This window comes from Streptomyces sp. NPDC020681 (genome assembly GCF_044334895.1).
Lineage (GTDB): Bacteria > Actinomycetota > Actinomycetes > Streptomycetales > Streptomycetaceae > Streptomyces.
Genome location: NZ_JBIRTX010000025.1, coordinates 1 through 26,910, shown reverse-complemented (window position 1 = coordinate 26,910; position 26,910 = coordinate 1). Strand labels below are relative to the sequence as shown.

The 26,910-nt window shown below is 70.3% G+C and carries 25 protein-coding genes and 1 pseudogene; 2 read left to right on the top strand and 24 right to left on the bottom strand.

The genetic code is table 11. The annotated features are described in order from the left end of the window. Window positions 1–46: 46 nt before the first annotated feature. The 18 genes and pseudogenes from ACH4YL_RS35775 to proS form a co-directional block, all read right to left on the bottom strand. Window positions 47–604, bottom strand: a complete 558-nt coding sequence (locus tag ACH4YL_RS35775; RefSeq protein ID WP_398511756.1) for a TetR/AcrR family transcriptional regulator — start codon at window positions 602–604, stop codon at window positions 47–49. Window positions 605–735: 131 nt separating this feature from the next. After that, entirely contained in the window at window positions 736–1,572 is an 837-nt protein-coding gene (gene whiG / locus ACH4YL_RS35770) for an RNA polymerase sigma factor WhiG (protein ID WP_398511695.1), read from the bottom strand. A gap of 239 nt (window positions 1,573–1,811) precedes the next feature. After that, window positions 1,812–2,999 (bottom strand): DNA-processing protein DprA, encoded by a 1,188-nt coding sequence (gene dprA / locus ACH4YL_RS35765; protein ID WP_398511694.1) that lies wholly within the window; start codon window positions 2,997–2,999, stop codon window positions 1,812–1,814. Next, window positions 2,999–4,615, bottom strand: coding sequence for a YifB family Mg chelatase-like AAA ATPase (locus ACH4YL_RS35760; protein WP_398511693.1), 1,617 nt, complete (start codon window positions 4,613–4,615; stop codon window positions 2,999–3,001). Before ACH4YL_RS35760 ends, dprA begins: the two co-directional genes overlap by 1 nt. After that, window positions 4,615–4,977 (bottom strand): YraN family protein, encoded by a 363-nt coding sequence (locus tag ACH4YL_RS35755; RefSeq protein WP_398511692.1) that lies wholly within the window; start codon window positions 4,975–4,977, stop codon window positions 4,615–4,617. Before ACH4YL_RS35755 ends, ACH4YL_RS35760 begins: the two co-directional genes overlap by 1 nt. 118 nt (window positions 4,978–5,095) lie before the next feature. Continuing rightward, the gene (locus ACH4YL_RS35750) at window positions 5,096–5,404 is read right to left on the bottom strand and encodes a DUF2469 domain-containing protein (RefSeq protein ID WP_003993268.1); all 309 of its coding nucleotides are present in this window, start codon (window positions 5,402–5,404) and stop codon (window positions 5,096–5,098) included. 55 nt (window positions 5,405–5,459) lie between these two features. Next, complete coding sequence (locus tag ACH4YL_RS35745) at window positions 5,460–5,951, bottom strand: NUDIX hydrolase (protein WP_398511691.1); 492 nt, start codon at window positions 5,949–5,951, stop codon at window positions 5,460–5,462. A 94-nt stretch (window positions 5,952–6,045) separates the two neighbouring features. Beyond that, window positions 6,046–6,795, bottom strand: coding sequence for a signal peptidase I (lepB, locus tag ACH4YL_RS35740; protein ID WP_398511690.1), 750 nt, complete (start codon window positions 6,793–6,795; stop codon window positions 6,046–6,048). A 72-nt stretch (window positions 6,796–6,867) separates the two neighbouring features. Then, entirely contained in the window at window positions 6,868–7,824 is a 957-nt protein-coding gene (gene lepB, locus ACH4YL_RS35735) for a signal peptidase I (RefSeq protein WP_398511689.1), read from the bottom strand. After that, window positions 7,730–8,801: pseudogene (gene lepB / locus ACH4YL_RS35730) on the bottom strand (signal peptidase I). The gene lepB (ACH4YL_RS35735) and the pseudogene lepB (ACH4YL_RS35730) overlap by 95 nt, the downstream one beginning before the upstream one ends. Next, window positions 8,794–9,573, bottom strand: a complete 780-nt coding sequence (lepB, locus tag ACH4YL_RS35725) for a signal peptidase I (RefSeq protein WP_398511688.1) — start codon at window positions 9,571–9,573, stop codon at window positions 8,794–8,796. The pseudogene lepB (ACH4YL_RS35730) and the gene lepB (ACH4YL_RS35725) overlap by 8 nt, the downstream one beginning before the upstream one ends. 71 nt (window positions 9,574–9,644) lie before the next feature. Next, entirely contained in the window at window positions 9,645–9,995 is a 351-nt protein-coding gene (gene rplS / locus ACH4YL_RS35720; RefSeq protein ID WP_398511687.1) for a 50S ribosomal protein L19, read from the bottom strand. 131 nt (window positions 9,996–10,126) lie between these two features. After that, window positions 10,127–10,948 carry a tRNA (guanosine(37)-N1)-methyltransferase TrmD gene (trmD, locus tag ACH4YL_RS35715; RefSeq protein WP_398511686.1) on the bottom strand — a complete coding sequence of 274 codons (822 nt, stop codon included), beginning with the start codon at window positions 10,946–10,948 and terminating at the stop codon, window positions 10,127–10,129. Then, on the bottom strand, window positions 10,948–11,493 hold the full coding sequence (gene rimM, locus ACH4YL_RS35710; protein WP_398511685.1) for a ribosome maturation factor RimM: 546 nt from the start codon (window positions 11,491–11,493) through the stop codon (window positions 10,948–10,950). The genes trmD and rimM overlap by 1 nt, the downstream gene beginning before the upstream one ends. 161 nt (window positions 11,494–11,654) lie before the next feature. Next, window positions 11,655–11,894 carry an RNA-binding protein gene (locus ACH4YL_RS35705; protein WP_018850017.1) on the bottom strand — a complete coding sequence of 80 codons (240 nt, stop codon included), beginning with the start codon at window positions 11,892–11,894 and terminating at the stop codon, window positions 11,655–11,657. Window positions 11,895–11,896: 2 nt separating this feature from the next. Further along, window positions 11,897–12,343 carry a 30S ribosomal protein S16 gene (gene rpsP / locus ACH4YL_RS35700; RefSeq protein ID WP_398511684.1) on the bottom strand — a complete coding sequence of 149 codons (447 nt, stop codon included), beginning with the start codon at window positions 12,341–12,343 and terminating at the stop codon, window positions 11,897–11,899. 206 nt (window positions 12,344–12,549) lie between these two features. Then, on the bottom strand, window positions 12,550–13,143 hold the full coding sequence (locus ACH4YL_RS35695) for a hypothetical protein (RefSeq protein ID WP_398511683.1): 594 nt from the start codon (window positions 13,141–13,143) through the stop codon (window positions 12,550–12,552). Window positions 13,144–13,403: 260 nt separating this feature from the next. Beyond that, on the bottom strand, window positions 13,404–14,816 hold the full coding sequence (gene proS, locus ACH4YL_RS35690; protein WP_398511682.1) for a proline--tRNA ligase: 1,413 nt from the start codon (window positions 14,814–14,816) through the stop codon (window positions 13,404–13,406). A gap of 218 nt (window positions 14,817–15,034) precedes the next feature. Here proS and ACH4YL_RS35685 point away from each other — a divergent pair, with 218 nt between their 5' ends. After that, on the top strand, window positions 15,035–15,886 hold the full coding sequence (locus ACH4YL_RS35685; RefSeq protein ID WP_398511681.1) for a class I SAM-dependent methyltransferase: 852 nt from the start codon (window positions 15,035–15,037) through the stop codon (window positions 15,884–15,886). 47 nt (window positions 15,887–15,933) lie between these two features. Here ACH4YL_RS35685 and ftsH read toward each other — a convergent pair whose 3' ends face one another. The 6 genes from ftsH to ACH4YL_RS35655 all read right to left on the bottom strand — a co-directional run bounded on the left by ftsH (window position 15,934) and on the right by ACH4YL_RS35655 (window position 25,670). Further along, on the bottom strand, window positions 15,934–17,850 hold the full coding sequence (gene ftsH / locus ACH4YL_RS35680) for an ATP-dependent zinc metalloprotease FtsH (RefSeq protein WP_398511680.1): 1,917 nt from the start codon (window positions 17,848–17,850) through the stop codon (window positions 15,934–15,936). An 89-nt stretch (window positions 17,851–17,939) separates the two neighbouring features. Next, the gene (gene ffh / locus ACH4YL_RS35675; RefSeq protein ID WP_398511679.1) at window positions 17,940–19,490 is read right to left on the bottom strand and encodes a signal recognition particle protein; all 1,551 of its coding nucleotides are present in this window, start codon (window positions 19,488–19,490) and stop codon (window positions 17,940–17,942) included. A gap of 232 nt (window positions 19,491–19,722) precedes the next feature. After that, complete coding sequence (locus tag ACH4YL_RS35670; RefSeq protein ID WP_398511678.1) at window positions 19,723–22,173, bottom strand: [protein-PII] uridylyltransferase; 2,451 nt, start codon at window positions 22,171–22,173, stop codon at window positions 19,723–19,725. Window positions 22,174–22,195: 22 nt separating this feature from the next. After that, a complete protein-coding gene (locus tag ACH4YL_RS35665) occupies window positions 22,196–22,534 on the bottom strand; it encodes a P-II family nitrogen regulator (RefSeq protein ID WP_101390346.1) in 339 nt (112 codons plus the stop codon). Then, a complete protein-coding gene (locus tag ACH4YL_RS35660; protein WP_398511677.1) occupies window positions 22,531–23,886 on the bottom strand; it encodes an ammonium transporter in 1,356 nt (451 codons plus the stop codon). The genes ACH4YL_RS35665 and ACH4YL_RS35660 overlap by 4 nt, the downstream gene beginning before the upstream one ends. A 308-nt stretch (window positions 23,887–24,194) precedes the next feature. Beyond that, entirely contained in the window at window positions 24,195–25,670 is a 1,476-nt protein-coding gene (locus ACH4YL_RS35655) for a hypothetical protein (RefSeq protein ID WP_398511755.1), read from the bottom strand. Between the two features lie 427 nt (window positions 25,671–26,097). On the opposite strand from ACH4YL_RS35655, the gene ACH4YL_RS35650 reads away from it, so the two are divergent. Beyond that, a complete protein-coding gene (locus ACH4YL_RS35650; protein ID WP_398511676.1) occupies window positions 26,098–26,748 on the top strand; it encodes a bifunctional DNA primase/polymerase in 651 nt (216 codons plus the stop codon). The last annotated feature ends 162 nt before the right edge of the window (window positions 26,749–26,910 follow it).

Here is a 26,910-nt window from a genome sequence, read left to right as displayed (position 1 = left end):
GCCCGGGACAGCGCCCCGGATCACGGTCGACGGTGGAATCGGACGGCTAGCCGCGGACCCCGCGGAGTGACATCGAGACCGCCGCGTCGGCGATCGCCGACGGGTCTTCCGCCGCGCCGAGCTCGATACGGCGCACCGCCGCGTCCACCACGCCCTGCAGCAGCATCGCCGCCAGCCGCGGCTGGTCGTGGCCCAGTTCGCCGAGTGCCTCGACGATCATCGCGATCAGCCCGCCGTGCGCAGCGCGGATCTTCTCGCGCGCCCCGTCGTCCAGCTCGCTCGCGGAGATCGCGACCACGGCCCGGTGCCGCCGGTCGCCGACGAGCGCGAGCTGCTGTCGCACATACGCCTCGACCTTGCCCTCGGCCGTGTCCGCCCGCGCCATCGCGGCCTCGACCTCAGCCGCCCAGACGGGAAAGTCGACCGCGCAGAGTTCCTCGACAACCGCTGCTCTCGACCGGAAGTACTCGTACACGGAGGACCGGGCCAGGCCCGTGCGCTCGGCGAGAGCGGGGAAGGTCAGCGCCTCCGTACCGCCCTCGGACAACAGGGAGCGCGCGGCGTCCAGCAGGGCGGCGCGCTGCATCGTCCGGTGCTCGGCCACAGAGGCCGCTCGAATCCTGGGCACGTCTCCACTCTACGGATGTCCGCCCACGAGGCCGAGGGTCAGACGAAATTCGGCGTCGAAGCCCGACGTCAACGCATGACGTCAAGGGCCGGCGTCAACGCTCCGAGTCAACGCCCGACATCGGCGAGCTTCGCGCGCAGTTGGAGCACGGACTTCGTGTGGATCTGGCTGACCCGGCTCTCCGTGACGCCCAGGACATTGCCGATCTCGGCAAGCGTCAGCCCCTCGTAGTAGTAGAGGGTGACGACCGTCTTCTCACGATCCGGCAGCGTGTTGATCGCACGGGCGAGAAGCCGTCGCAGCTCGCGGCCCTCCGCCACTTCGACCGGGTTGTCCGCAGCCGTGTCCTCCAGCGTGTCCATCAGGCTGAGCCGGTCGCCGCCTTCGCCGCCGACATGCAGCAGCTCCTCCAGCGCGACCACATTCGCCAGCGACAACTGGCTGAAAACCGCGTGCAGTTCGTCGACCCCGATGCCCATCTCCGTGGCAACCTCACCCTCGGAGGGCGTACGTCTCAACTGCGCTTCGAGCGTGGCGTAGGCCCGCTCCACGTTCCTCGCCTTCTGCCGCACGGAGCGCGGGATCCAGTCCAGTGCGCGCAGTTCGTCGATCATCGCGCCACGGATGCGGGTGATGGCGTATGTCTCGAACTTGATGGACCGCTCGATGTCGAACTTCTCAATGGCGTCGATGAGTCCGAAGACTCCGGAGGAGACGAAGTCCGCCTGCTCCACATTGGACGGCAGCCCGACGCTCACCCGGCCCGCGACGTACTTGACCAGCGGCGAGTAGTGCAGGATCAACTGCTCCCGCAGCCGCTCGTCACCCGTGGCCTTGTACGACCGCCACAACTCCTCGAGCGAGGAGGGAGCGGGGGGCCGCACGGTGCCACGGGCAGCGGGGGGCGCTGCCGCGCGGTCAGACCCGGAGGTGTGCTGGGGCATGCGTTGCCTTGAGCCGTTCTGCTGTGAGGGGGAGACGTGCGTCGGGGCCGGGAACCTGGTGAGCGTAGCGTGACTACGCAGTCGCGGTGGGCGAAGGGCGGGGGAACGAACCTGTGCGGGGTATCCGCCCTCGCCCACACCTTCGAACCGGCGTCGACATGGCATACGCCGGGCCATGAGGGGTCGCCATCAGGCCTGCAGAGGTCATCGCCATCACCTTTTCACCCGAATGCTCCAGGTCAAGGACCGCCTCGCCGCGCGTTCGAGCCGCGGATCGCGCTGCGCGTCAACTCCCAGCCCTCGCCGTGCCGTTCGACGAACCCCAGTGAGTGGAGTTCGTACAGCCTGCCGAGCGTCTCGTCGGGCGTCGTCCCCGCACCACGGGCGATCCGTCCGGCATCGACCGCGCCACGTGCAGGTATGGCATCAAGGACCCGTGTGCTGACGCGATCCAGCAGATCCCGCGGCAGCACCGGACCGCGGCGTTCCGGCGCGAGCTCTCCAATGTCACCGACCAGCTCGACGACTTCGTCGGCGTCGGTGACCAGCACTCCCTCACCGCGCAGCAGTTCGTGAACACCGGCGGAGAGTCCGCTGGTGACCGGTCCCGGCACGCCCATCGTGTGACGGCCGAGCCTCTGTGCGCTGCGGGCCGTGACCAGCGAGCCGCTGCGGTACTCCGCCTCGACGACGACCGTGCCCCTGGTCAATGCGGCGATCACTCGGTTCCGCAGGATGAATCTGCTGGGCGTGGGATGGTCGCCCGGCGGCAACTCGCCGATGACCAGACCCTGTTGGGCGATCCGGCCGATCAACTCGGCATGGCCGCGCGGGTACACGACATCCACACCGCAGGCCAGCACGGCGACGGTGGCACCGCCCGCGGCCAGAGCGCCCCGGTGTGCCGAGCCGTCAACGCCGAACGCCGCTCCGGACACCACGACCCAACCACGCTCGGCGAGTCCCGTGCCGAGGCCGGCCGCCATGTGCGCTCCGTACGGAGTGCAGGCCCTGGCTCCGACGACCGCGACCGAGCGCAGCGCCCAGGTCCGCAGATCGGGCCGTCCGCGGACCCAGAGCCCGATGGGTCTGGCGCCACCCAGGTCGTCGAGCTGCGTCGGCCACTCCCGGTCGCCCGGGCAGATGAAACGGCCACCGACCGCGGCGACGGCAGCCAGATCCCGGTGCGGATCAGCGGCAGCGGCCCGTATCCGATAGCTCGCGATCCGGCGTGGCGTGGCCCCGGGCAGCGCCGTGTCGTCCGGATCCGGCGCGGTGAGGCGTGCCAGCAGCTCCGCGGCCCCGAACTCGCGCAGCCACCGTCCGCCGTGCTCGTCTCCCGGCTCGATCACCCTCGTGAGCGCGGCCCGCGCGACCCGCTCCTGCTCCCCCGTACGTTCTCCCGCTCCCTCCTCCGGCTCCCGCATCAGGGACCTCCTGCGCCGGCCGGCATGGGCGCGCCTCGCGAGATTCCGGTACGCAGCTCCAGGGCCAGATCGACGTCGTACGACTGCGGCCGGTCCCGCCCGCCGAGGTCCGCGATCGTCCACGCCACCCGCAGCACCCGGTCCATGCCGCGCGCCGTCAGCAGCCCGCGCTCCATGTCCCGCTCGGCCGCGCACAGCGCCCCGGGCGCAACCAGCCATCGGGTCCGCAGTTCATGGCCGGGCACCTCGCTGTTGACCGTCCACAGTGTATCGCGCAGCCGTGCCGCGGCGCGCTCCCTGGCCTCGCGCACCCGTCCCGCAACCACCGCGGTCGCCTCGCCCCGGCCGCCCTGCCCCAGCAGATCGCTGCGGCTGACGGGCTCGACCTCGACCCGCAGATCAACCCGGTCGAGCAGCGGCCCGGACAGCCGGGCCTGGTACCTCCGGATCGCCGACGGCGGACACTCGCACCCCGCCCCATGCAGCGTGTGCCGCCCACAAGGACATGGATTGGCCGCGAGCACCATCAAGAACCTGGCCGGCAGCCTGACCACTCCGCCGCTGCGTGCGACCACCACATGTCCCGACTCCAGCGGCTGCCTCAGCGCGTCCAGCGCCTTGCCCGAAAACTCGGGAGTCTCATCGAGAAACAACACCCCGCGATGAGCCAACGAGACCGCCCCCGGCCTCGGCAGCCCGTTCCCCCCGCCGACGAGGGACTGCATCGTGGCCGAATGATGCGGCGCGCAGTACGGCGGCGTACGCACCAGGGGCTCGCCGGGCGGCAGGATTCCGGCCACCGAGTGGACGGCCGTGACCTCGAGGGATTCCTGCCTGGTCAGCGGCGGCAGCACCGCGGGCAGACGCTCCGCGAGCATCGTCTTTCCCGCGCCCGGCGGGCCGTGCAGCATCAGATGGTGCCCGCCGGCCGCCGCGACCTCCAGTGCCGTGCGCGCCGTCCGCTGTCCGGCGACATCAGCGAGGTCCGGGCCGTCGGCAGGCTCCATCGCCAGGCCGGTTCCCACCCCGGCACCCGGCACCATCAGCCCGGCCAGCATCGGGTCCGGGCTGCCCTCGGGGACCCGCTCCTCCTCCGGGACCGGTTCATCGGTCAGCACGGCGATGAGCTGTCGCAGGCTCCGTACGCCGAGGACCGAGACTCCCGGCACCAACGAGGCCTCCCCCGCGGTCTGTTCGGGAACCACCACCTGTCGGTATCCCGCCTCCGCCGCGGCGAGCACGGCCGGCAGCACTCCCCGCACCGGCCGGACGCGGCCGTCCAGACCGAGCTCCCCGATCAGCACCAGATCGGCGATGGCCTTGGGATCGACGCGCTCGGCCGCACCGAGCACCGCCATGGCCACTGCAAGATCAAAACCACTGCCGCCCTTGGGCACGGACGCCGGGCTGAGTCCCACGGTCAGCTTCTTCTGCGGCCAGTCAGCACCCGAGTTGACCACCGCCGCCCTGACCCGGTCCCTGGCCTCCCACAGGCTCTTGTCCGGCAGCCCCACCAGCGTGAACGCGGCCACGCCCGGCTCCAGGTCCGCCTGGACCTCCACCACCACGCCCTCGACGCCCACCAGCGCAACGGAACACGCTCGCGCGAACCCCATCACGCCACCCCCCGCGCATGCTCAACGAGCGGTGCGCCACGCCTGGGCAGCACGACTCCAACAAGATCGATCCGCACCCCGCCGGGCGGCGGTCCGCCGTGCCGCTCCAGCCAGCATTCGGCGAGCCGTCTCAGCCGCTCCGCCTTCGTCGGCGTGACCGCGGCCATCGGATGCTCGAACGGGCCCGCCCTGCGGGTCTTCACCTCGCAGACGATCACCATGTCGCCGTCCCTGGCGACGATGTCGATCTCACCGGCCCGCCCACAGCGCCAGTTCCTCGCCAGAACCGTCATGCCGGCCTCGGTCAGCAGCCGTGCCGCCAGATCCTCGCCGTACCGCCCCAGTGCCCCCGTCGCGTTCATTTCGGCACCACCTCCGGCACCGACTCTGACGCGTCAGATCCCCACTTGTGGATCTTGGTGGACAACCAACCGGTTGTGGATAACCCCGTCACCCCTCAGGGCGATGGAGCCAGGGGCGTCAGCCGCTCGGAAGCTCGAGATCGCTCTTGTTGAGCTCCTCGATATTCACGTCCTTGAACGTGAGAACGCGGACCTGCTTGACGAATCTCGCCGGACGGTACATGTCCCAGACCCAGGCGTCAGCCATCGAGACCTCGAAGAAGACCTCACCCTGCACCGAGTGGACCTGCATCTCGTAGTCATTGGTCAGGTAGAAACGACGCTCGGTCTCGATCACGTATTTGAACAGCCCGACGACATCTCGATACTCCCGGTAGAGCTTCAGCTCCATCTCGGTCTCGTACTTCTCGAGGTCCTCGGCGCTCATGGCATGTTCCCCTTCAGCCGTGCGTCCCCCCATTGTGCGTCAGCGCCTGGTGCCCCTAGACGATTTCTGGGGCCAGGACCACCGGCGTACTCGGAGGACCCTCGTCGAGCAGCGTGATCAGCAGCTCGGCGAGTCTGGTCGGATACACCGTCTCACGGGCCGCCGACAGTTCGGCGGAGGTCCACCACCTCAGGCCCGCGACACTGCGCTGCTCGAGCCCCGTCAGGCCGTTGAGGCTGGTCGCGGTCTGCCGGGTGCGCGCCAGGTAGTACCACTCGTCCTGGTCCCAGCGCCGCCCGTCGAATGGGAACGAGCACACCCGCTGCCAGATCACCGGCCCGAGCTCGACCTCTGTGATTCCGGTCTCCTCGACGAGCTCGCGCAGCGCGGCCTCCTCCCGCGTCTCGCCGTCCTCCAGACCGCCGCCCGGCGTGAACCACCAACTGTCCGCCGGATCGTCCGGCTCGAAGCCGTGCATCAGCAGAATGCGGTCCTGCGGATCAAGCAGGATGACCCGCGCGACCTTCCGCAACCGAGTCTCAAGCACCAGATGAGTCTCAGGCCCCGAGTGCTGCTCAGCCGCCGGCGGCTCCTGCGGCTGCACATGCTCCTCAGCCACATGCTCCTCAGGCACATGACCCTCAGGCACCCGCCGTCACCCTGTCCCGCGCGGCCGGCGACTTCCTGCGGCCAAGTCCGCGCGCGATCGGCCCCCAGGCCGCGCCGACGATGATCAGCACCGCCCCGGCCCCCACAGAACCGACGACCAGCTTCACCGGCCCCGGCTGCGACACCCCGCCGGGCAGCGCCGCGAACCCCTGCGGCCGGTCCAGCACACCGCCGTCCAGCGGCCATGCCACGGCGTCCAGCCGCGCCGTCACCGCCGAACGCGGCACCGACCCCTGCCCCGGGTCCTGCAGGTGGACACGGGAGTCCAGGGAGGTCAGACGGTCGTCGCCGAGCAGGAACAGCTGCCCGTCGGGCACAGTCGCCGTGAAGGATTCCGCCGCGGGTCCCTGGGCACGCAGATACGGTTCGTCGATCGCCTTGCCGTTGACGGTCAGCTTGCCGCCGTCGCCGCAGCAGGCGATCTTGTCGCCGCCCACGCCGACCACGCGCTTGACCATCGGCATGTCGCCCCACTGCGCGTCCTTGAAGACCACGATGTCCCCGCGCTTCACCTCGGCGCCGTCGATCCGCTCCGCCAGCACCCGGTCGCCCACCTGCACGGTCGGCGTCATCGAGTCGGTCGGCACGGTGTACGGCTGGTAGACCACGGCGCCCCAGATGAAGCCCCCGAGGAAGAGCACACAGCCGACGGCCACGGCCAGACCCGACAATGCACTGCCGAGCCGGCCGCGGCCGTCGTCCGTACGTCCTGTTCCGCCCATCCCAGCGCTCCCAACTCCGGAGACTCGGTCCCCGGAGACACGCCGCCGGGGATCTGCGATCTGGGCGGCACCCTACCCGGCGGTATGCCCGCCGGTCAGCCTCCTCCTGCGCCAGAGCACGATCGGCAGCGCACCGACCGCGCCCATCGCCAGCGGCGCGGCCGACGTGGCGGCAGCGGCGGCGGCATTGATGCCGGGCTGGTCGAAGGTGGACGGCACCGGCAGCGCCGCCCAGCGGTCGAGCGGCCACGCCACCACGACGGCACGTCCGACGACCTTGTCGACCGGCACGAATCCGCCGTTCACATCCTCCATGTGGTAGCGGGAGTCACGGGAGTTCTGCCGGTGGTCGCCCATCACCCAGATCTTGCCGTCCGGCACCTTGAAGGGGCCGAAGGGCTGGTCGTCGCACGGGGTGTCGCCGGGGTAGATGTACGGCTCGTTCAGCGCCTTCCCGTTGACCTTGACCGGGCCGCCCTTCTTGCACTCCACCGTGTCGCCCGCGATCGCGATCGTCCGCTTGATCAGGTCCTTCTCCTCGGACGAGGGCATCAGACCGATGAAGCTCAGGAAGTTCTGGATCGCGTTCGGCTTGGGGGTGGGCTCACCCTCCAGCCAGCCGCCCGGGTCGTGGAAGACGACGACCTCACCGCGCTCGGGCTCCGAGCCGAACCACGGCGTGAGCTTGTCGACCAGCACCCGGTCACCTCGCTGCAGCGTGTTCTGCATCGAGTCCGAGGGGATCGAGAACGCCTGCACCAGGAAGGTTTTGATGAGCAGCGCGAGCAGCAGCGCGATACCGATCAGAAGCGGCAGTTCCTTCCAGAAGGATCGCTGCTTCTTCTGTCCCGTACCACTGCCCTCGGAGCCGTCATCGGAGGATCCGCCCTCCACGCCCCGGTCACCCTCGTCTCCCGGCGTCTGCGCCGCTGAATCATCCGTCACGGCTGCGGACGGCTCGGTGAGCTTCCCCGGCCTGTCCTCCGGCTGCTCGTGTCCGGATCGTGCGCCGACGGCCACATCCCCCACATCCACTCCTCACTCCGCGAGAACCGCCTGCCCCGGGCAACCCGGAAAATGAGCAGGCCCACCACTCCCATAACGAGCGGGAGTTCCGCAGGGCTCGGGAGCAGGATCATTCCGTTCTGATCCTGAGGGGACACACTATTCGACGTGCGGAGTGCCGCGGTCGACCCGGCACGCGCGTTCGGCACGGATGCGTAGGTCTCCGGCTCTTCCAGCTTGCGCCAGTGGCCGATCGGCCAGGCTATGACGACGGCACGCCCGACGACTTCCTCCTCGGAGACGGTGCCCTGGTCCTTCTCGTCGAGATGGAAGCGGGAGTCCGCCGAGTTGGCCCGGTGGTCGCCCATGACGAAGATCCGCCCGGTCGGCACCTGGACGTCGAACTTCAGCGTCGACGGAACGTTTCCGGGGTTCAGATACGGCTCGATGAGCGGTACGCCGTTGACGGTGACGCGGCCGTCCTTGTCGCAGCAGACGACCCGGTCGCCGCCAGTCGCGACGACCCGTTTGATCAGGTCCTGCTCGTCGTCCGACGGAAGCAGCCCGATGAAGGTCAGACCCTGTTTGACCTGCTTGACGACGATCGGGTCTTCCGTCGTCGTCGGCTTCTCGTCCTCGAGCCAGCCGCCGGGGTCCTTGAAGACGACGACATCGCCGCGCTGCGGCTTCGAGCCGAACCAGGGGGTGAGCTTGTCGACCAGCACGCGGTCCTGGATGCGGATCGTCTGCTCCATCGAGCCCGACGGGATCACAAAGGCCTGCACCAGGAAGGTCTTCAGGACCAGCGCGATCAACAGCGCCACTCCTACGAGGAGGGGTATCTCCTTCATGGCGGACCGTCGCCGCCGGCGTTTCACCTTCTGCGCGAGCCTGCGCCGCTCCGCCCGTCCGGGCAGCGTCCGGGCGCCGTTGGTCGGCCTGGTCCCGGTCGGCAGCCGGGTGTCGGCCCGGTGGCTTGCGGGACGCCCACGGTTACCCATGGCCGCCGCCCGGCATTCGCCCGGGGTCCGGTACGCGGGAGAAAGCGTCGGGGCGCTCCAGCGAGGTCCAGCGGCCGGCCGGCCAGCCGATCCAGTCCGCCCGCCCGACGACCTTGTCGACCGGCACCATGCCGCCGCCGGGCTCCCCGAGGTGGTCTCGGGAGTCGCGGGAATTGCTCCGGTGGTCTCCCATGACCCATAGGGTGCCCTGCGGAACGACGATGTCGAAGGGGACGACGGAAGGCACGTCGTCGGGATGGAGATAACTCTCGTCCACCGGTACGCCGTTCACCTCGACCCTGCCCCCCTTGTCGCAGCAGACGACGCGGTCGCCGCCCACGCCCACCACACGCTTCACGAAGTCGGTCTCGGCGGGCTCCGCGAGACCGAGCGCCGCGAGCGCCCCACGCGTCGCGGCACTGACCGGATTCTCCTCCATGCCCTCCTGTACGAAGGACCCCGTGCCGTCGAAGACGACCACGTCTCCGCGCTCGGGCTCGGCACCAGAACCGTACGCCAGCTTGTTCACCAGTACCCGGTCACCGATCTGCAGCGTCGGCTCCATGGAGCTGCTGGGGATCTGGAAGGGCTGCACCACGAAGCGGCTGAACAGCAGCACGGCGACGGTGCAGGCCACGCCCAGCACCACCGCTCTTCGCCAGGACATCGAGGGCAGGCGCCGCGTACGCATGAAGCGCGACCCCTCTCCCTCTTCCCCGGTCCCGGGGGCGGAAGAGCGGTCGCGCTCCGTGTGCTTCGCTTCGGTGTCCATCGAGGGCAGAGCCTATCCGGCCGCCCTGTGGACCCGGGGGCGGTGTGAGCCGAAGCTCAGTCGCCCACCGCTCAGTTGTCGCGCTTCTCCTTGATCTTCGCGGCCTTGCCGCGCAGGTCACGGAGGTAGTACAGCTTCGCGCGGCGGACGTCACCGCGGGTGACGAGCTCGATCTTCTCGAAGATCGGGCTGTGCACCGGGAAGGTGCGCTCGACGCCGACGGAGAAGGAGACCTTGCGGACCGTGAAGGTCTCGCTGATGCCCGCACCCTGGCGGCGGATGACAACACCCTTGAACTGCTGGATACGCGAGCGGTTGCCCTCGATGACACGCACGTGGACGTTCACGGTGTCGCCGGGACGGAAGGCGGGGACATCGCTGCGCAGCGAAGCCGCGTTGACGTTGTCGAGCAGGTGAGACATGAAGGTCTGCTTCCTCGCCGATGCCACAGGTCATCAGCGGAACGATCGAGATGGGTTTCGGGGTGCTGTACGCGTCGAGCGGGCGTCGTTCCCCCTGTGGCAGGGGCGCCGGCCGGACACACAGCAGCGGCCTATTCTTCCACGGCCTGGGGCCTTCGCCAAAATCGGCCGCCGGGCTCCGGGGACCAGCCCAGGATGGAGAGCATCTCCCGGTCCTTCTTGTCGAAGGCGGCGGGGTCACAACGCTCGATCAGGTCCGGCCTGTTGAGGGCCGTACGCCGGAACGCCTCGTCCCTGCGCCAGCGCGCGATCTTGCCGTGGTGGCCGCTGAGCAGCACATCGGGAATGCCGCGACCTCGCCACTCGGGCGGCTTGGTGTAGACGGGCCCTTCGAGCAGATTGGCCATCGCGCCGGGCGCGAAGGAGTCGTCCCGGTGCGATTCGGCGTTGCCGAGGACTCCGGGCAGCAGCCGGGCCACGGCCTCGGTGATCACCAGGACGGCCGCCTCGCCGCCGGCGAGGACGTAGTCGCCGATGGAGACCTCGTAGACCGGCATCCGGGTCGCGTACTCGTCGATGACGCGGCGGTCGATGCCCTCGTACCGCGCGGGCGTGAAGACGAGCCAGGGCCGCTCGGAGAGCTCCACGGCCAGTTCCTGGGTGAAGGGGCGGCCGCTGGGCGTGGGCACGACCATGACCGGGCCGTGCGCTCCGGCCTCGTAGCCGCCCGCCAGGACGTCGTCCAGCGCGTCTCCCCAGGGCTCGGTCTTCATGACCATGCCGGGGCCGCCGCCGTACGGGGTGTCGTCGACGGTGTTGTGCCGGTCGTAGGTCCACTCGCGCAGATCGTGCACCTGGACGTCGAGCCGGCCGCGTGCGCGTGCCTTGCCCACGAGCGAGACGTTCAGCGGTTCCAGGTACTCCGGGAAGATCGTGACGACATCGAGCCGCATCAGTCGGCGTCCCTCGACGAGGCGACCTCCGCCTGGCTGTCGTCGATCAGCCCGGGCGGCGGGTCGATGACGGCGCGCTGCTCCTCCAGGTCGATCTCGGTCACGATCTCCTCGACGAACGGGATCATCACCTCGCTGCCGTCCGGCCGCTCGACGATGAACAGGTCCTGCGACGGCAGATGGCTGATCTCGGTGATCCGGCCGATCTCGGTGCCGTCGGCGAGTACGACGTCGAGGTCCATCAGCTGGTGGTCGTAGTACTCCTCGGGGTCCTCCGGGACCGCCTCGGGATCGACCTCGGCGATCAGCAGGATGTTGCGCAGCGCCTCCGCGCCGGTGCGGTCCCGTACGCCCTCGAAGCGCAGCAGCAGCCTGCCGCTGTGCACCCGGCCGGTCTCGATCGTCAGCGGTCCGGCAGAGGCCGGGTCGGTGGCCAGTACGGCGCCGGGCCCGAGCCGCAGCTCCGGCTCGTCCGTGCGCACCTCGACGGTGACCTCGCCCTTGATCCCGTGGGCGCGGCCGATCCGCGCGACTACCAGCTGCACGCTTCGCCCCTCTTTGCGGCTCAACCGCCGCCGCTCTCGCGGAGGTGGTATATCGCCGTCGTGGTTGCTCAATTGATGATTGCTGTTTTCGTGGGTCAAAACGACGCGGGCCGGGGAGGCTGGTGCGCCCTCCCCGGCCCGAGCCGGTGTTCAACAACTGATCAGTGGACCTGGTCCACGTCGACGAGGTCGACGCGGATGCCACGGCCACCGATGGCGCCCACGACGGTACGCAGGGCGCGCGCGGTGCGGCCGTTGCGGCCGATCACCTTACCGAGGTCGTCGGGGTGGACCCGGACCTCGAGCACACGCCCGCGGCGCAGGTTGCGCGAGGCGACCTGCACATCGTCCGGGTTGTCGACGATGCCCTTCACGAGGTGCTCGAGAGCCTCCTCGAGCATGCTCAGGCCTCGGTCGACTCGGTGGACGCAGCGGTGTCAGCCGCCTCGTCCGCCTTCTTGTCGGCCTTCTTCGCCTTCGGGGTGATGGCCTCACCCTTCGGCTCGCTGCCTTCGAGGCCCTTGGCGAACTCGTCGAACGCGGCGCGCTTGTCGGCCTTCGGCTCGGCCACGAGCAGCGGCGCCGGGGCCGGCAGGCCCTTGTGCTTCTGCCAGTCACCGGTGAGCTTCAGGATCGCCATGACCGGCTCGGTCGGCTGGGCGCCGACGGACAGCCAGTACTGCGCACGCTCCGAGTTGACCTCGATGCGCGAGGGGTTCTGCACCGGGTGGTACAGGCCGATCTCCTCGATGGCCCGGCCATCACGGCGGGTACGGGAGTCGGCGACGACGATGCGGTAGTGAGGCGAACGGATCTTGCCCAGACGCTTCAGCTTGATCTTGACTGCCACGGGAGTGGTGTCTCCTGGTCTTGACGTGGTTGGGCACAACGAGATGCCACGTGGGGTTGCGGTACTCGGGTGCCCGATGGACGCGTCAGCCGGAGGAGAGAGGGGTCCTGTGCGACTGTCGAGTACAGCTAGCCATTGTGCCACACGCCAGCGGCGCGCCTTCCCCCCGGACCTGCACCGCCCCCGTCGGCGGCCGGCTCGGAGGGTCAGCTCGCCGCGGCGAGTGCTTCAGGGATCCGGAACGGCTTGCCGCAGGCGCCGCAGACGATCGGCGCCTGGGCGAGCACGGACGGGACCACCCGGACGTTGCGACCGCAGTCGCAGACGGCCTTGACCCGCACGCCGCCGCCGGAGGAACCGTGCCGGGCGGCAGGTCCCCGGAAGCTCCGCTTGGTGTCGGAGGCCGTGGCGACCGTGTGCGCCTTGAGGGCGCGCTGCAGTCTCTCGATCGTCGGGCGGTACCGCCGCTTCGCCTCGGGGCTGAGCACGACCAGCGAGAAACCGCTGCTGGGGTGCGGCTCCTCGGAGTGGTCCAGGCCCATCTCCTCGGCGATCGCCAGGAATCTACGGTTGTGATAGCGGCCGGCGCGGGAGGTGTCGCGGACTCCTCGGGCGGCGGCGATGCCATGGACTGCCTCATGGAGCAGTCGTTCGAAGGAGAGCTCGTGGCCGCAGGCGGACGAGGACTCTCCGATCAGGGACTCGGGCGCGGCAAGATCCGGCAGCTCGGCGTGGTGCCGCTGAATATCGGCCCACGCCTGTGCCAGCTCTGCGGCGAGAACAGGTGGTGTCGTGCTCACGTCGTGATAACGAGCCGGAGCGCTCGCGGGTTCCATTCCGGGGCATCCCAAATAATTTGCACGTACCCGTCAGTTGGCATTGATGCGTCCTGACGAGGGCGGGTGCGCTGATCTGCGGAGAAGCCTCGCAGCTCACAACAAGGTGGTACGTAGTGGCGCGTACGCCCCAGCGCGTAGACAAGGTCCGTGCGCCGGGGCTGCTGCCCGGGACCGGGGCCGTTACACCACGGCCGGCCGTCAGTGTCGACGACGCGGGTGCCTCAGTAGGCTCGCCCGACGATCGCGACATTACCCGGGGCGTCGTCGGCGTCCGGCACCGACCCGTCCTCGGCGACCAGACACCGTACGGACACGGCCTGTTCGGCGAGCTTGGCCTCGCCCTCCTCGCCCAGCACGGCCCACGGGATCCGGGCCCAGCCGCCGGCGACCGCGGCCTCGGTGGCCTCCTCGATCGTCGCCACGTCGGCCGTACGGGACTGCCGTCGTTCACGCGACTCGCGCAGCAGCTGCGCCTGGTCCTCTTCGAGGACCTTGGGCAGAAGGTCGGCCAGTGCGTCGATCTCCACGGGCGTCTTGCCGCCCGGGATGCGGCGGGCCAGCATCGCGGTGCCCGCCTCCAGGTCGCGCGGACCGACCTCGATCCGTACGGGCACGCCCTTGAGCTCCCAGTCGACCGCGCGGCGGCCGAAGGGGGTGTCCGTGCGGTCGTCGATCTGAACGCGCAGGCCGGCAGCGCGCAGCCGGTCGCCGATCTCGCGGACCTTGGTGACGGCCTCGTCGCCCTTGATGGCCATCACGACGACCTGGACCGCCGCGAGGCGCGGCGGGACGCGCAGTCCGTTGTCGTCGCCGTGCGACATGATCAGCCCGCCGACCATGCGGGTGGAGGAGCCCCAGGAGGTCTGCCAGACCAGTTCCTGCTTGCCGTCCTTGGACAGGTACTGGGTGTTGAAGGCCTTGGCGAAGTTGGTGCCGAGCTCGTGGCTCGTGCCCATCTGCAGGGCCTTGCCGTCGCCCATCATGCCTTCCAGCGTGAGGGTGTTGATGGCTCCGGCGAACCGCTCCTTGCGCGTCTTGCGGCCGAGTACCACGTCGATGCCGAGGACATTGATCATGAAGTCGGCGTAGACGTCCTTGTGGATGTACGCGGCATAGTCGCGGGCGTCCTCGTACGTGGCGTGGGCGGTGTGGCCCTCCTGCCAGAGGAACTCGGTCGTACGGAGGAAGACGCGCGGCCGCATCTCCCAACGGACCACGTTGGCCCACTGGTTGATCAGCAGCGGCAGATCGCGGTAGCTCTGCACCCACTTCGAGAAGTATTCGTTGATGATCGTCTCGGAGGTGGGGCGTACGACGACGGGCTCCTCGAGCTCCTTTCCGCCACCGTGCGTGACCACGGCGAGCTCGGGTGCGAAGCCCTCGACGTGCTCAGCTTCCCGAGTCAGGTAAGACTGGGGGATGAAGAGCGGGAAGTAGGCGTTCTGGGCGCCCGCGTCCTTGATGCGGGCATCCATCTCCTGCTGCATCCGCTCCCACAGGCCGTAGCCGTACGGCCGGATGACCATGGTGCCGCGCACCGGGCCGTTGTCCGCGAGCTCGGCCTTGTTGATCAAGTCCTGATACCAGCGAGGAAAATCTTCAGCCTGGGGCGTGAGAACGGGAGCCTTTGCCATGGCGCGCATCGTACGGCGAGTGCGGTCCGATGCGTGAATCGGTCAGCGTTCCGCCAGCGTGTGCCCGGGGCGCAGAAGCAGTCCCCCACGACCCCTGGACGCGGGCACGCAGGGGGAGTTCTCTGGCATACGGGGGGGAGCGCAGTCGCACGCAACGGGGATCGTGACGGGGGCAGTCCAGTACTCGGCCGAGGGCTCGGCGGATTGGGGCGCTTTCGATGACACCAACGCTCGTTCAGCACCGGCGCCAGGCGGCGTCGGAGCCACCGGCGCAGGCGTATGCGCGGGCACGGGACTGGGCGGAAATCCAGGAACGGATGCTCGTGCCGCTGTACGAGGCGGTGTACGAGCGCCTGGAGGTCGGCTCCGGGACGCGAATGCTGGGCCTGGGCTGCGGCTCCGGTCTGGCCCTGCTGATCGCCGGAGCACGCGGTGCGCACGTGACCGGGGTCGACACGGACCGTGAGCGCCTCGCGCTGGCGCGGGAGCGGATGGCTCCCGACGACGGCGGGCGCGGCGCCCGGCCCGGCATGGAGCTGGTGGAGGGCGAGGTTTCCGCGGCGGCGGATGCGGCCGGGGCGCCGTTCAACATCATCACGGCCTTCGATCCGATCGGCTGCGCGGCCGGGGACACCGAAGGGCTCGGGCCCGCCCTGCAGGAGGCCGTGGGGCTGGCGGAGCGCGGCAGCGCGGTGGTACTGACCGGCTGGGGCCCGCCGGAGCGCTGCGCCACCTCGGGCGTGCTGCGGGTGGCGGGCCGGCTGACCGACCGGCTGCGCAGCGGCGGCGTCTGGCGTCCGGCGCTGCGGGACGACCTGGAGGACGTGGCGGCCAAGGCGGGCCTGAAGCCGGACGGCTCGGGCCGGGTGGCCTGCCCCTTCGGCTACGCGGACCGGGAGAGCGCGGTGCGCGGGCTGCTGTCGACCGGGCTGTACGCGGCGGCGGTGCGCGCGACGGACCAGTCGCAGGTGGAGAAGGAGATCACGGAGGCACTGCATCCGCATGTCCGCAAGGACGGCACCGTGTGGATGCCGAACGTGTTCCGGTATCTGATCGCGCGGACGCCCTGACGCGTCCGAACGCCGTGACGGCCAGGGCCTGACCCGGACGACAGGCCCTAGGTCTCCTTGTTGAGGCGGGTGATGCCTGCCGTCCGGTAGGCCGCTTCCTCCTCCAGGGTCTCGTTCTCCAGGAGGGCCGCCGCAAGCGCGTCCAGGCGGTCGCGGTTCTCACGGAGCTGGCGGCAGGCGCTCTCGTAGCACTCGTCGACGATGCGGCGCATCTCGTGCTCGACGGTGTCCAGGGTGGCGGGTGCGGCGGAGAGTCCGTACGCCTGCTGGGCGTCGCCCGGGATAGCGGTCAGCCTGCCGACCCGCTCGCTCATCCCCCAGCGGCCGACCATGCCTCGCGCCAGGCCGGTGACCTGCTCCAGATCGCTCTCGGAGCCGGTCGTGATCACGTCGAAGACGACATGCTCGGCCGCCATGCCGCCGAGCGCGCCGACGATGCGGCCGCGCAGATACTCCTCCGTGTACGCGTACTTGTCCGCGTCCGGCGTGGACAGCGTGACGCCGAGCGCGCGGCCGCGCGGCACGATCGTGACCTTGCGGACCGGGTCCGCGCCCGGCTGGAGCATGCCGAGGAGTGCATGACCGCTCTCGTGGTAGGCGGTGCGTCGGCGTTCCTCCAGGGGCATGACGAGCGGGCGTTCCGCGCCGAGCTGGACCTTCTCCAGGGCTGTGGAGAGATCGGACTGGGTGACCTGGGACTGCTTGAGCTTGACCGCGAGGAGCGCGGCCTCATTGGCGAGATTGGCCAGTTCCGCGCCCGTCATACCCGGTGTCGTACGGGCGACCTGGACCAGGTCGACATCCTCGGCCAGCGGGATCTCCCGGGTGTGGATCCGCAGGATGGCCTCGCGGCCGGTCCTGTCCGGCGGCGAGACCTGAACGATCCGGTCGAAGCGGCCGGGCCTGGTCAGCGCGGGGTCGAGCACGTCGGCGCGGTTGGTGGCGGCGAGGACGACGACGCCCTCGGAACCGGTGAAGCCGTCCATCTCGGTGAGGATCTGATTGAGCGTCTGCTCGCGCTCGTCGTGCCCGCCGACGCTCGCCCCGCCGCCGCGGATCCGTCCGATGGTGTCGATCTCGTCGATGAAGACGATGGCCGGCGCCACCTTGCGGGCCTCGGAGAAGAGCTCGCGCACCCGGCCCGCGCCGACCCCGACGATCATCTCGATGAACTCGGAGGCGGACGCGGAGAAGAACGGCACCCCCGCCTCCCCCGCCACCGCCCGCGCGAGCAGGGTCTTTCCGGTGCCTGGAGGTCCGGAGAGCAGTACACCGCCCGGCATTCTGGCGCCCATCCGCCGGTAGGCGTCGGGGTTCTTCAGGAAGCCGACGACGTCGTCGAGCTCGCCCTCCACCTCGTCGATCCCTGCCACGTCCTCGAAGGTGGTGCGCTTGCCCGTCTCGAGCTCGACCGGCTTGGGCGGGGCCCTGCGGCCGAGCCCGCCGCCGCCACCCATCGCCGCGCCCATGCGGCGGGAGATGAACACCCACAACAGGACCAGCAGCACAATCGGCGCGAGCGAGATCAGGACATTGACGAGAAGACTGCGCTCCTGGACGACCGGTTCGGCCGTCACGGTGACCTTCTGCCGGGTCAGCTCGCCCCAGAGATTGTCGTCGGCGAAGGCCGGCCGCTGGGTGGTGAACTTGGTGTAGTCACCGTCGCCGCCGGGGACCGGGGCCTCCGCCTTGAGCTGGCCCTGGATCGCGTCGCCCTTGGAGTAGATCTTCGAGACATTGCCGGCCGTGACCTGCTTGCTGAACTCGGTGTACGAGATGCGCCGCTCGTCGCCGTCGCTGAAGTAGGACAGCAGCAGGTAGGCGATCAGGAACACCAGGAGCGCGCTGATGGTGAGCCCGATCCAGCCGCCCGGCATCTTCCGGCGGGGCGGCGGAGGCGGAGGCGCGCCCTCCGAGCGCCAGGGCTTGTCCGGGGTCCGGCGCGGCGGGGCGGGGTTGCTCATATGCGGACATTAAGCCGAAAAAGCGGCGTGGGCACCCGCTCGGGGCGGATGCCCACGGGATGCCCACGCCGTCGTACGCGTACGGACTCTCAGCCCATGAACTTCTTGAACTCGTCCGGCAGCTCGAAGTCCTGCGCCTGACCGCCGGCCGGCAGCCCGAGGGCCCCGCCCTGCGCTGCCTGCTCGCGGCGCGCCGCGGCCGCCTGCTCCTCGGCCTTGCGCTTCATCGGGTTGCCGCTCTTGCGCTTGCCCTTGGCCTGCTTGACCTGCTTCTTCTGGCGGCCGGGGCCACCGCCCATGCCGGGCATCCCGGGCATTCCCGGCATCCCGCCGCCCTGCGCCATCCTCGACATCATCTTGCGGGCCTCGAAGAACCGCTCCACCAGGCCCTTCACGGCGCTGACCTCGACACCGGAGCCCTTGGCGATACGGGCCCGGCGAGAGCCGTTGATGATCGTCGGCTCGTGGCGCTCGGCGGGCGTCATGGACTTGATGATCGCGGCGGTACGGTCCACGTCCCGCTCGTCGATGCTGTTGATCTGCTCCTTCATCTGGCCCATGCCGGGCAGCATGCCGAGCAGCTTGGAGATGGAGCCCATCTTCCTGACCTGCTCCATCTGGGCCAGGAAGTCGTCGAGCGTGAAGTCCTTGCCCTTGCTGCTCGCCAGCTTGGAGGCCATTTTGGCGGCCTCTTCCTGGCTGAAGGTCTGCTCGGCCTTCTCGATGAGCGAGAGCATGTCGCCCATGCCGAGAATGCGGGACGCCATGCGGTCCGGGTGGAACGCGTCGAAGTCGTCCAGCTTCTCGCCGTTGGAGGCGAACATGATCTGGCGGCCGGTGACATGCGCGATGGAGAGCGCGGCACCGCCGCGGGCGTCGCCGTCGAGCTTGGACAGCACCACGCCGTCGAAGCCGACGCCGTCGCGGAAGGCCTCCGCGGTGTTGACCGCGTCCTGACCGATCATCGCGTCGACGACGAAGAGGACCTCGTCCGGGCTGACGGCGTCGCGGATGTCCGCGGCCTGCTGCATCAGCTCCTGGTCGATGCCGAGGCGGCCGGCGGTGTCGACGATGACGACGTCGTACTGCTTGGCCCTGGCGTGCTCGACGGAGTCCTTGGCGACCTTGACCGGGTCGCCGACGCCGTTGCCCGGCTCGGGCGCGAAGACCGCGACACCGGCGCGCTCGGCGACGACGGCGAGCTGGTTGACGGCGTTCGGACGCTGGAGGTCGGCGGCGACGAGCAGCGGGGAGTGGCCCTGGCCCTTGAGCCAGAGACCCAGCTTTCCGGCGAGGGTCGTCTTGCCCGCACCCTGCAGACCGGCGAGCATGATCACGGTCGGCGGCTGCTTGGCGAAGCGCAGGCGCCGCGTCTCGCCGCCGAGGATGCCGATGAGCTCCTCGTTGACGATCTTGATGACCTGCTGGGCCGGGTTCAGCGCCTGCGAGACCTCGACGCCGGCCGCACGCTCCTTGACCTGCTTGATGAAGGCGCGGACGACGGGCAGCGCGACATCTGCCTCGAGCAGAGCGATCCGAATCTCACGGGCGGTGGCGTCGATGTCCGCCTCGGACAGGCGGCCCTTGCCCCGGAGATTCTTGAACGTCGCGGCAAGGCGGTCGGAGAGGGTATCGAACACGGCGGTCGCGGATCCTCGGTGTCGGGGGCAGTCGGATTCTCCCAAGGGTATCTGCCCTCGGCGCGATCCCTGGCGGTCGCGTCCGAAGGCGCTATTTCCGGGGGTGCGCGCTAGGGAGTGTCCGCAAAGTATCGCCGTCCGCCCGCATGCCAGGCGAGACGTTGCGGACACGACCTAGGACCCGGGTACGGCGCCCGGCCGCGTCGGCGAGCGCCGTCCGGAGCCACGGCGTTCATGACCGGAGCGCCGACTCCAGCGTCCTCGCCACCCCGGCCGCGTCCGACGGGGACAGCGGCTCGCCGTCCGCGCCCGTCACATAGAACGCGTCCACCGCGTTCGCGCCGAGCGTGGACACATGGGCGCTGCGCACCCGGACCTCGGCCGATTCCAGGGCGTGGCCGATGCGGTGGAGCAGGCCCGGGGCGTCCTGGGCGCGGACCTCGATGACCGTGGCGTGGTGGGATGCCGCCGCCGCAACCGTGACCCGGGGCGGCGGGGCCTGGACTCCGCGCCGGCGGGGGTAGGCGGCCTCGCGTTCGGCGAGCCGGGACTGGATGTCGAGCGTGCCGTCGAGCGCGCGTACGAGATCGGAGCGCAGCCGGGCGGCCTGCGGCAGGGAGCCGAACGCTGCCGCCACCCGCCAGCTCAGGACCAGCACCGCCCCCGGGCCCACCTCGTTCGGCAGCTCGATCGCGCGCAGGTCGGCCGCGCGGACGGTGAGCCGGTGCAGCGCGAGCACGCCGGCCGCGGCCGGCAGCACGCCGGGCCGGTCCGGGAGCGCGATCAGCAGCTCGACGCCGACCGGTTCCGGTTCGCCGTCCTCGTGCGGAGTCTCGGTCTGGGCGTGCAGGGCGAGCACCGGACCGCCGGTGCGCAGCGCCTCGATCGCGAGGCGTTCCTGTTCGGCGCTCGGCGCCACCGGCTCGGGTTCGGCGGGTGCGTCGCCCGCGAGCACTCCGGCGACCCGTTTCACCAGGTCGGCCACGAGCGAGCCGCGCCACGTGGACCAGGCCGCCGGCCCGGTCGCGAGCGCGTCCGCCTCGGTGAGCGCGTGCAGCAGCTCCAGCGTGCTGAGCGATCCCACCACCGACGCGACCGACTGCACGGTCGCCGGATCGTCCAGGTCGCGCCGGGTCGCCGTCTCGATGAGCAGCAGATGGTGGCGTACCAGCGCGGCGATGACGGCCACGTCCGCGCTGTCGAAGCCGATCCGGGCGGCGACATCCTTGGCGATGGTCTCGCCCGCCACCGAGTGGTCGCCGGGCCAGCCCTTCCCGATGTCGTGCAGCAGGGCCGCGACCAGCAGCAGGTCGGGCCGGCCGACCCTGCGGGTCAGCGAGGACGCGCGGACCGCGGCCTCCACGAGATGCCGGTCGACGGTCCAGGTGTGCACGGGGTTGCGCTGCGGCCGGCACCGTACGCGCTCCCAGTCAGGCAGCAGCCGCGTGATCAGTCCCTCGGCCTCCAGCGCCTCCCAGACGCCGATCGTCGACTCGCCCGCGCCGAGGAGAGTGACCAGTTCCTCGCGGGCCTCGGCGGGCCACGGCACGGGCAGCGGACGGCTCGTGGAAGCGAGCCGCCGTACCGCGTGCAGCGAGATCGGCAGACCCGACTGGGCCGCGGCCGCCGCGGCGCGCAGCGAGAGGACCGGATCGCGTTCGGGCCGGGCGGCCCGGGCGAGCACCACCTCGCCGTCCATCTCGACGACGCCTTCGGCGAGCGGGGTGCGCTCCGGTTCGGGACGCCTGCCGCCGCCCAGCATCGCCCGCAGCCGCGGCCGTACGGACCGCGCCTTGAGCACCCGGGTCACCTCGCGCCAGGTGACGTCCGTGGCGTACGAGACGACCCGGGCCGCCTCGTAGACCTGTCGCAGCAGCGCGTCGGCGTCCAACAGGCCGAGTTCGGCGGCGACTTGGTCCTGTTCCTGGAGCGCGAGCCGGTCGGTGGCGCGGCCGGTCGTCAGATGCAGCGCGTCACGGGCGTCGAGCAGCGTCCGGCGCGCCTCGCCCAGCCCTTCGCGGGGCGCGTCGGCGAGCCAGGACGCGGCGACGGCCCGCAGCGCGGTGGCGTCCCGCAGTCCGCCGCGCGCCTCCTTCAGATCGGGCTCCAGGAGGAACTGCAACTCGCCCTGGCGCTCGGCCCGTTCGAGGCACAGCTCGTGCAGCTCGGGCAGCCGCTTGGGGGCCTGGTTGCGCCAGTCGGCCAGTACCGAGGTGCGCAGTCCGGCGACCAGACCCAGATCACCGGCGACGGCACGCGCGTCAAGGAGGCCCAGCTGCACCTTCAGATCCTCGCCCGCGGTCTTGCGGGCCTCGCCGGGCGTCCGTACGGAGTGGTCGAGCGCCAGCCCGAGATCCCACACCGGGTACCAGATCCGGTCGGCGAGCGCCGCGATCGCGCCGGCGTCGGCGCTGCCGTCGTGCAGCAGCAGCAGATCGAGGTCGCTGCGTGGCGAGAGTTCGCCGCGTCCGTAGCCGCCGACGGCGACGAGTGCCGCGCCGCGGACCCCGGCCTCCCGAGCGGCGGCGGCGAACAGCGCGGCCAGCCACCTGTCGGTGAGCTCGGCCAGCGCCGCACGGCGCGGCGGCCCGGACTGCTCCTTCTCGGTGAGAAGGTGCAGCCGGGCCGCCGCATAGCCGCTGGGTCCCGAGTCCTCTTCCTCGGTCGTCACAAGACTCGTCACGCCTGCGGCTCCTTTTCTGCTGTTACAGAGCGTCCGGACCGCGTTCGCCGGTCCGTACCCGTACTGCCGTTTCGACCGGCACGCTCCACACCTTGCCGTCACCGATCTTGCCGGTGCGGGCCGCCTTCACGACCACATCGATCAGCTGCTCGGCGTCGTCGTCCTCGACCAGCACCTCGATACGGATCTTCGGCACCAGGTCGACGGTGTACTCCGCGCCCCGGTAGACCTCGGTGTGCCCGCGCTGGCGGCCGTACCCACTGGCCTCGGTGACCGTGAGGCCCTGGACGCCGAAGGCCTGCAGGGCCTCCTTGATCTCGTCCAGCCGGTGTGGCTTCACGACTGCGGTGATGAGCTTCATGCGTCCACCTTCTTGTTCTCAGCAGCTGCCGCGGTGTCGGACGGCGCGGGAACGGCCTTGCGGGAGCCGGCACCGCCGCCCGCACCGCTGAAGTCGTACGCCGTCTCGGCGTGCTCGTCCTGGTCGATTCCGGAGACCTCGACATCCTCGTCCACCCGCATGCCGATGGTCTTGTCGATGAGGAAGGCGAGGACGGCCGATGCCACCAGAGAGTAGGCGAGTACCGCGCCGACGCCGACGGCCTGCTTGCCGAGCTGTTCGAGGCCGCCGCCGTAGAAGAGGCCCGCGACATCGGACTGGACGCCGCCGGTGGCGAACAGGCCGACCAGCAGGGATCCGGCGACACCGCCGACGAGGTGGACGCCGACGACATCGAGCGAGTCGTCGTAGCCGAACTTGAACTTGAGACCGACGGCCATGGCGCACAGCACACCGGCGATGGCGCCGACGGCGATCGCACCGAGCGGGCTGACGGCACCGCCGGACGGGGTGATGGCGACCAGACCGGCGACAGCTCCGGAAGCGGCGCCGAGCGTGGTGAACGCGCCGTGCCGGATCTTCTCGTACGCCAGCCAGGCGAGCATCGCGGCGGCGGTGGCGACCTGGGTGTTGAGGAACATCACCGCGCCGACGCCGTCGTCGTTGCCGAGCCACGAGCCGGCGTTGAAGCCGAACCAGCCGAACCACAGCAGACCGGCGCCGAGCATCACCAGCGGCAGGCTGTGCGGCCGCATCGGGTCCTTCTTGAAGCCGACCCGCTTGCCGATGACCAGGATCACGCCGAGCGCCGCGGCACCCGCGTTGATGTGGACGGCCGTGCCGCCCGCGAAGTCGATCACGCCGAGCTCGAAGAGCCAGCCGCCCGCGCCCCACACCCAGTGCGCGACCGGGAAGTAGACGACGGTGACCCACAGCGCGACGAACAGCGCCCAGGCGGTGAACTTGACGCGGTCCGCGAGCGCACCGCTGATCAGCGCGGGCGTGATGATCGCGAACATGAGCTGGAAGACGGCGAAGACGTACACCGGGATGGTGTAGCCGTCCCACAGCTGTGTGAGGCCGAGGCCGCTCAGCCCGACATAGTCGGAGGACCATCCGATGATGGAGCCGGAGTCGGTGCCGAAGGTAAGGCTGAAGCCGTACACCACCCAGAGGATGGTGACGATTCCGAGGCTGATGAAGCTCATCATCAGCATGTTGAGCGTGGACTTGACGCGGACCATGCCTCCGTAGAAGAAGGCGAGGCCAGGCGTCATGATCATCACCAGGGCGGAGCAGATGAGCATGAAGCCGGTGTTGGCTGCAGACAGCGTCGGGGCGTCTGCTGCAAGCGTCGAGATGCCTGGGGGCATCGGCGTCTCCTCGTCGTCGGTGCGGCCGCGTGCGGGCGAAGCCTGAGCGGATCGGGCGGGCCGGTTATGCGCCCTGAGGTTGGCGCGTTGCGGTTTCGGTCGATGCCGCACGATGTTTCGCGCCAGTGACGAAGAGGTCCTGCGTGTTACGCCGCCATGAACTGACGGCTCACGGGCACCCGCCGGGCGTACCCTCTGCGCACATCACAGACCGGCCGCGACGGGCACCCATTTGACCTGGCACGGGGGAGCCGAGTCGGGCAGTTCGGGGTGATCGTCGCGGCCGGGGCCTGTGTACTGCGGACCCTTCAGACCGCCTCCGCGGTCTCGGGCAGCAGAGCGGTGAGCTGGTCTGTGAAGTGCGCGACCTCGGCCACATCGCCGAAGTCCCGGGCGGCCGTGTCGACGGTCTTGCGCAGCCGCGTGTTGACCCGCTCGGAGCGGACCCGCTTGGCGACGGTCAGCGCCTGTGAGGCGAGCGCCGTCGACTGCTCGGGCTCCTTCTTGAGCAGGTGGACCGTGGCCATGCCGATCAGATTGAGTGCGTACGACCGCTGGTGCTCGTCGTCCTTGCCGAAGAGCGCCACGGCGCGCTCCATGACCGGCTCGGCGAGCGAGGCGTACGTGGGGCTGCGGCCGGCCACATAGGCGAGGTCGCGGTAGGAGTGCGCGTTCTCGCCGTTGAGCTCGGCCTCGGAGAAGAAGCGGATCCAGTCGGGCTCCGGCTCGCCGTCGACACCCGCGTCGGCGAAGGTGTCCTCGGCCATCCGGACCGCTCGCTTGCACTTGCTGGGCTGGCCCATGTTCGCGTACGCGCGGGCCTCCATCGCATACAGCATCGCCTGTGTGCGCGGAGTCGCGCAGTCGCGGCTGCCGTACTGCGCCAGATGGACGAGCTCCAGCGCGTCGTCGGGCCGCCCGAGATGGATCATCTGGCGGCTCATCGAGGACAGGATGTACGAGCCGAGCGGCTTGTCGCCCGCCTCCTTGGCGGCGTGCAGCGCCAGCACGAAGTACTTCTGCGCGGTCGGCTGCAGTCCCACGTCGTAACTCATCCAGCCGGCCAGCTCGGCGAGCTCGGCGGCGCACCTGAACAGCCGCAGGGCCGTGGACTCGGGCTGCGGCTCCTGCAGCAGATCGGTGACCTCGTGCAATTGGCCGACGACCGCCTTGCGGCGCAGTCCGCCGCCGCACTGCGCGTCCCACTGGCGGAACATCGCCGTGGTGGACTCCAGCAGTTCCAGCTCGGGCTTGGAGAGCCGGGAGGCGGCGCGGCGGGCGGTCATCGGCTCCGGCCCGGACTGCTCCGGGCCCGGCGCCGGAACCAGCCAGCGCTGCATCGGCTCCACCAGGGCGGGTCCCGCGGCCAGGGCCAGCGAGGTCCCGAGGAAGCCGCGCCGCGCCAGCATCAGATCGCTGCGCGAGAACTCACTGAGCAGGGCGACGGTTTGCGGGCCCGCCCAGGGAAGGTCCACGCCGGACACCGACGGTGACTGGTGTGCGGACCGCAGCCCGAGGTCCTCGACGGCCACCACCGCGCCGAAGCGCTCGGAGAACAGCTCGGACAGGATGCGCGGAATCGGCTCCCGCGGCTGCTCGCCGTCGAGCCAGCGGCGGACACGCGAGGTGTCGGTGCTGATGTGGTGTGCGCCCATCTGGCGCGCCCGGCGGTTCACTTGGCGCGCGAGCTCGCCCTTGGACCAACCGCTGCGCACGAACCACGAACTCAACTGCTCGTTCGGGCGCTTGCCGGCATTCGTACCGCCTGCGCCGCTGCCTTCCACTGGAAAGCCCCCATCCACTGAAGCCATGTAGCCCGGCAACCCTTATCAGAATGCCGCGAGTTACGGCTTCCTGTACGGGGTTGCGCCCCATCGAACAGGAAACCGAGTTGCCTGCGGCATACCCGTGGGTGTACACACCTCCAGGGCTCGTGCACTGAAAGTAATCCTACGATCACCCGTCCCGCGAGTGAGATTGCAGAAACGCCACCATTCGCCACCCCATCGGATGAACTCGCCTGCCGTCAGGCGCGATTCACTTGACATACGACGATCAGGAGGCAGCGGAGCGGTGCACACACAGGCGCACGATCCGATCCGCACCACCCCCCGCGCAACTGTGCGCCGCCGGAACCTCACCGGTTGCGACGCAGTGTTACGAGGAAACTTCGGGTCGTAACCACCGGCGAGCAGACCCGTTGGAGGGGGCATGGGCTTCACGATCGGCGGCATCCGGGAGATGCGGTCCGGCTCACGGCGCCGCGGCCGCACCGCAGAGTGCACAGTGGTGGCTGAGTACACCGGGCTCTGGGGCTGGGCGGTGGCGCCGGGGGCGCGAGCGGCGTCCGGCGAGTGCTCCTGCGGAGTCAGTGACTGTGCGGCCCCGGGGGCACACCCCCTCGGCTTCGCCCCGGAGATCTCCGCGAGCGCCACGCTGGACGAGGTCACCAAGGCCTGGTCCGACGTCCCCGGCGCAGCAGTGCTGCTGCCTGTCGGGCGCACCTTCGACATCCTCGACGTCGCAGCGCCGGCCGGCCGCCGTGCGCTGGTGCGTCTCGAACGGATGGGCCTGCCGCTCGGACCGGTCTCGGCCACCCCGGACGGCCGCTGCCAGTTCTTCGTCGCGCCGGGCGCCGCCGACGAGCTGCCCGAGCTCCTCTACCGCATGGGCTGGGACGACGCGGACCTGGATCTGCACTGCCTGGGCCCGGGCTCGTACATCACGGCGCCGCCGTCCGACCACGCCGGCCTCGGTCCGGTGAGCTGGCTGCGGCCGCCGTCCCTGGACACGGCGGTGGCACCGCCGCAGGCCCGGCTGCTGCTGGGCACGCTGGCGTACATCTGCCACCGGTCGCACTGACCGGGGGCCGGGCACACTGCCCGGGGGCGGGGGGCGGGGGGGCGCCCCCGCCCCGCCCCCCCCCCCCCCCCGCCCACCCCCCCCCCCCCCCGGCGACCTACGCCACCCGGCCGAACGGCGCCCCATAGTCCGGACCCCCACCCCGGGCCCCCCCCCTCACCC

Coding starts and splice junctions, on each gene's coding strand:
- whiG (WP_398511695.1), bottom strand. CDS start 1,572: ATGCCCCAGCACACCTCCGGGTCTGACCGCGCGGCAGCGCCCCCCGCT.
- dprA (WP_398511694.1), bottom strand. CDS start 2,999: ATGCGGGAGCCGGAGGAGGGAGCGGGAGAACGTACGGGGGAGCAGGAG.
- ACH4YL_RS35760 (WP_398511693.1), bottom strand. CDS start 4,615: ATGGGGTTCGCGCGAGCGTGTTCCGTTGCGCTGGTGGGCGTCGAGGGC.
- ACH4YL_RS35755 (WP_398511692.1), bottom strand. CDS start 4,977: ATGAACGCGACGGGGGCACTGGGGCGGTACGGCGAGGATCTGGCGGCA.
- ACH4YL_RS35750 (WP_003993268.1), bottom strand. CDS start 5,404: ATGAGCGCCGAGGACCTCGAGAAGTACGAGACCGAGATGGAGCTGAAG.
- lepB (WP_398511690.1), bottom strand. CDS start 6,795: ATGGGCGGAACAGGACGTACGGACGACGGCCGCGGCCGGCTCGGCAGT.
- lepB (WP_398511688.1), bottom strand. CDS start 9,573: ATGGACACCGAAGCGAAGCACACGGAGCGCGACCGCTCTTCCGCCCCC.
- rplS (WP_398511687.1), bottom strand. CDS start 9,995: ATGTCTCACCTGCTCGACAACGTCAACGCGGCTTCGCTGCGCAGCGAT.
- trmD (WP_398511686.1), bottom strand. CDS start 10,948: ATGCGGCTCGATGTCGTCACGATCTTCCCGGAGTACCTGGAACCGCTG.
- ACH4YL_RS35705 (WP_018850017.1), bottom strand. CDS start 11,894: ATGCTCGAGGAGGCTCTCGAGCACCTCGTGAAGGGCATCGTCGACAAC.
- proS (WP_398511682.1), bottom strand. CDS start 14,816: ATGGCAAAGGCTCCCGTTCTCACGCCCCAGGCTGAAGATTTTCCTCGC.
- ACH4YL_RS35685 (WP_398511681.1), top strand. CDS start 15,035: ATGACACCAACGCTCGTTCAGCACCGGCGCCAGGCGGCGTCGGAGCCA.
- ftsH (WP_398511680.1), bottom strand. CDS start 17,850: ATGAGCAACCCCGCCCCGCCGCGCCGGACCCCGGACAAGCCCTGGCGC.
- ACH4YL_RS35665 (WP_101390346.1), bottom strand. CDS start 22,534: ATGAAGCTCATCACCGCAGTCGTGAAGCCACACCGGCTGGACGAGATC.
- ACH4YL_RS35660 (WP_398511677.1), bottom strand. CDS start 23,886: ATGCCCCCAGGCATCTCGACGCTTGCAGCAGACGCCCCGACGCTGTCT.
- ACH4YL_RS35650 (WP_398511676.1), top strand. CDS start 26,098: ATGGGCTTCACGATCGGCGGCATCCGGGAGATGCGGTCCGGCTCACGG.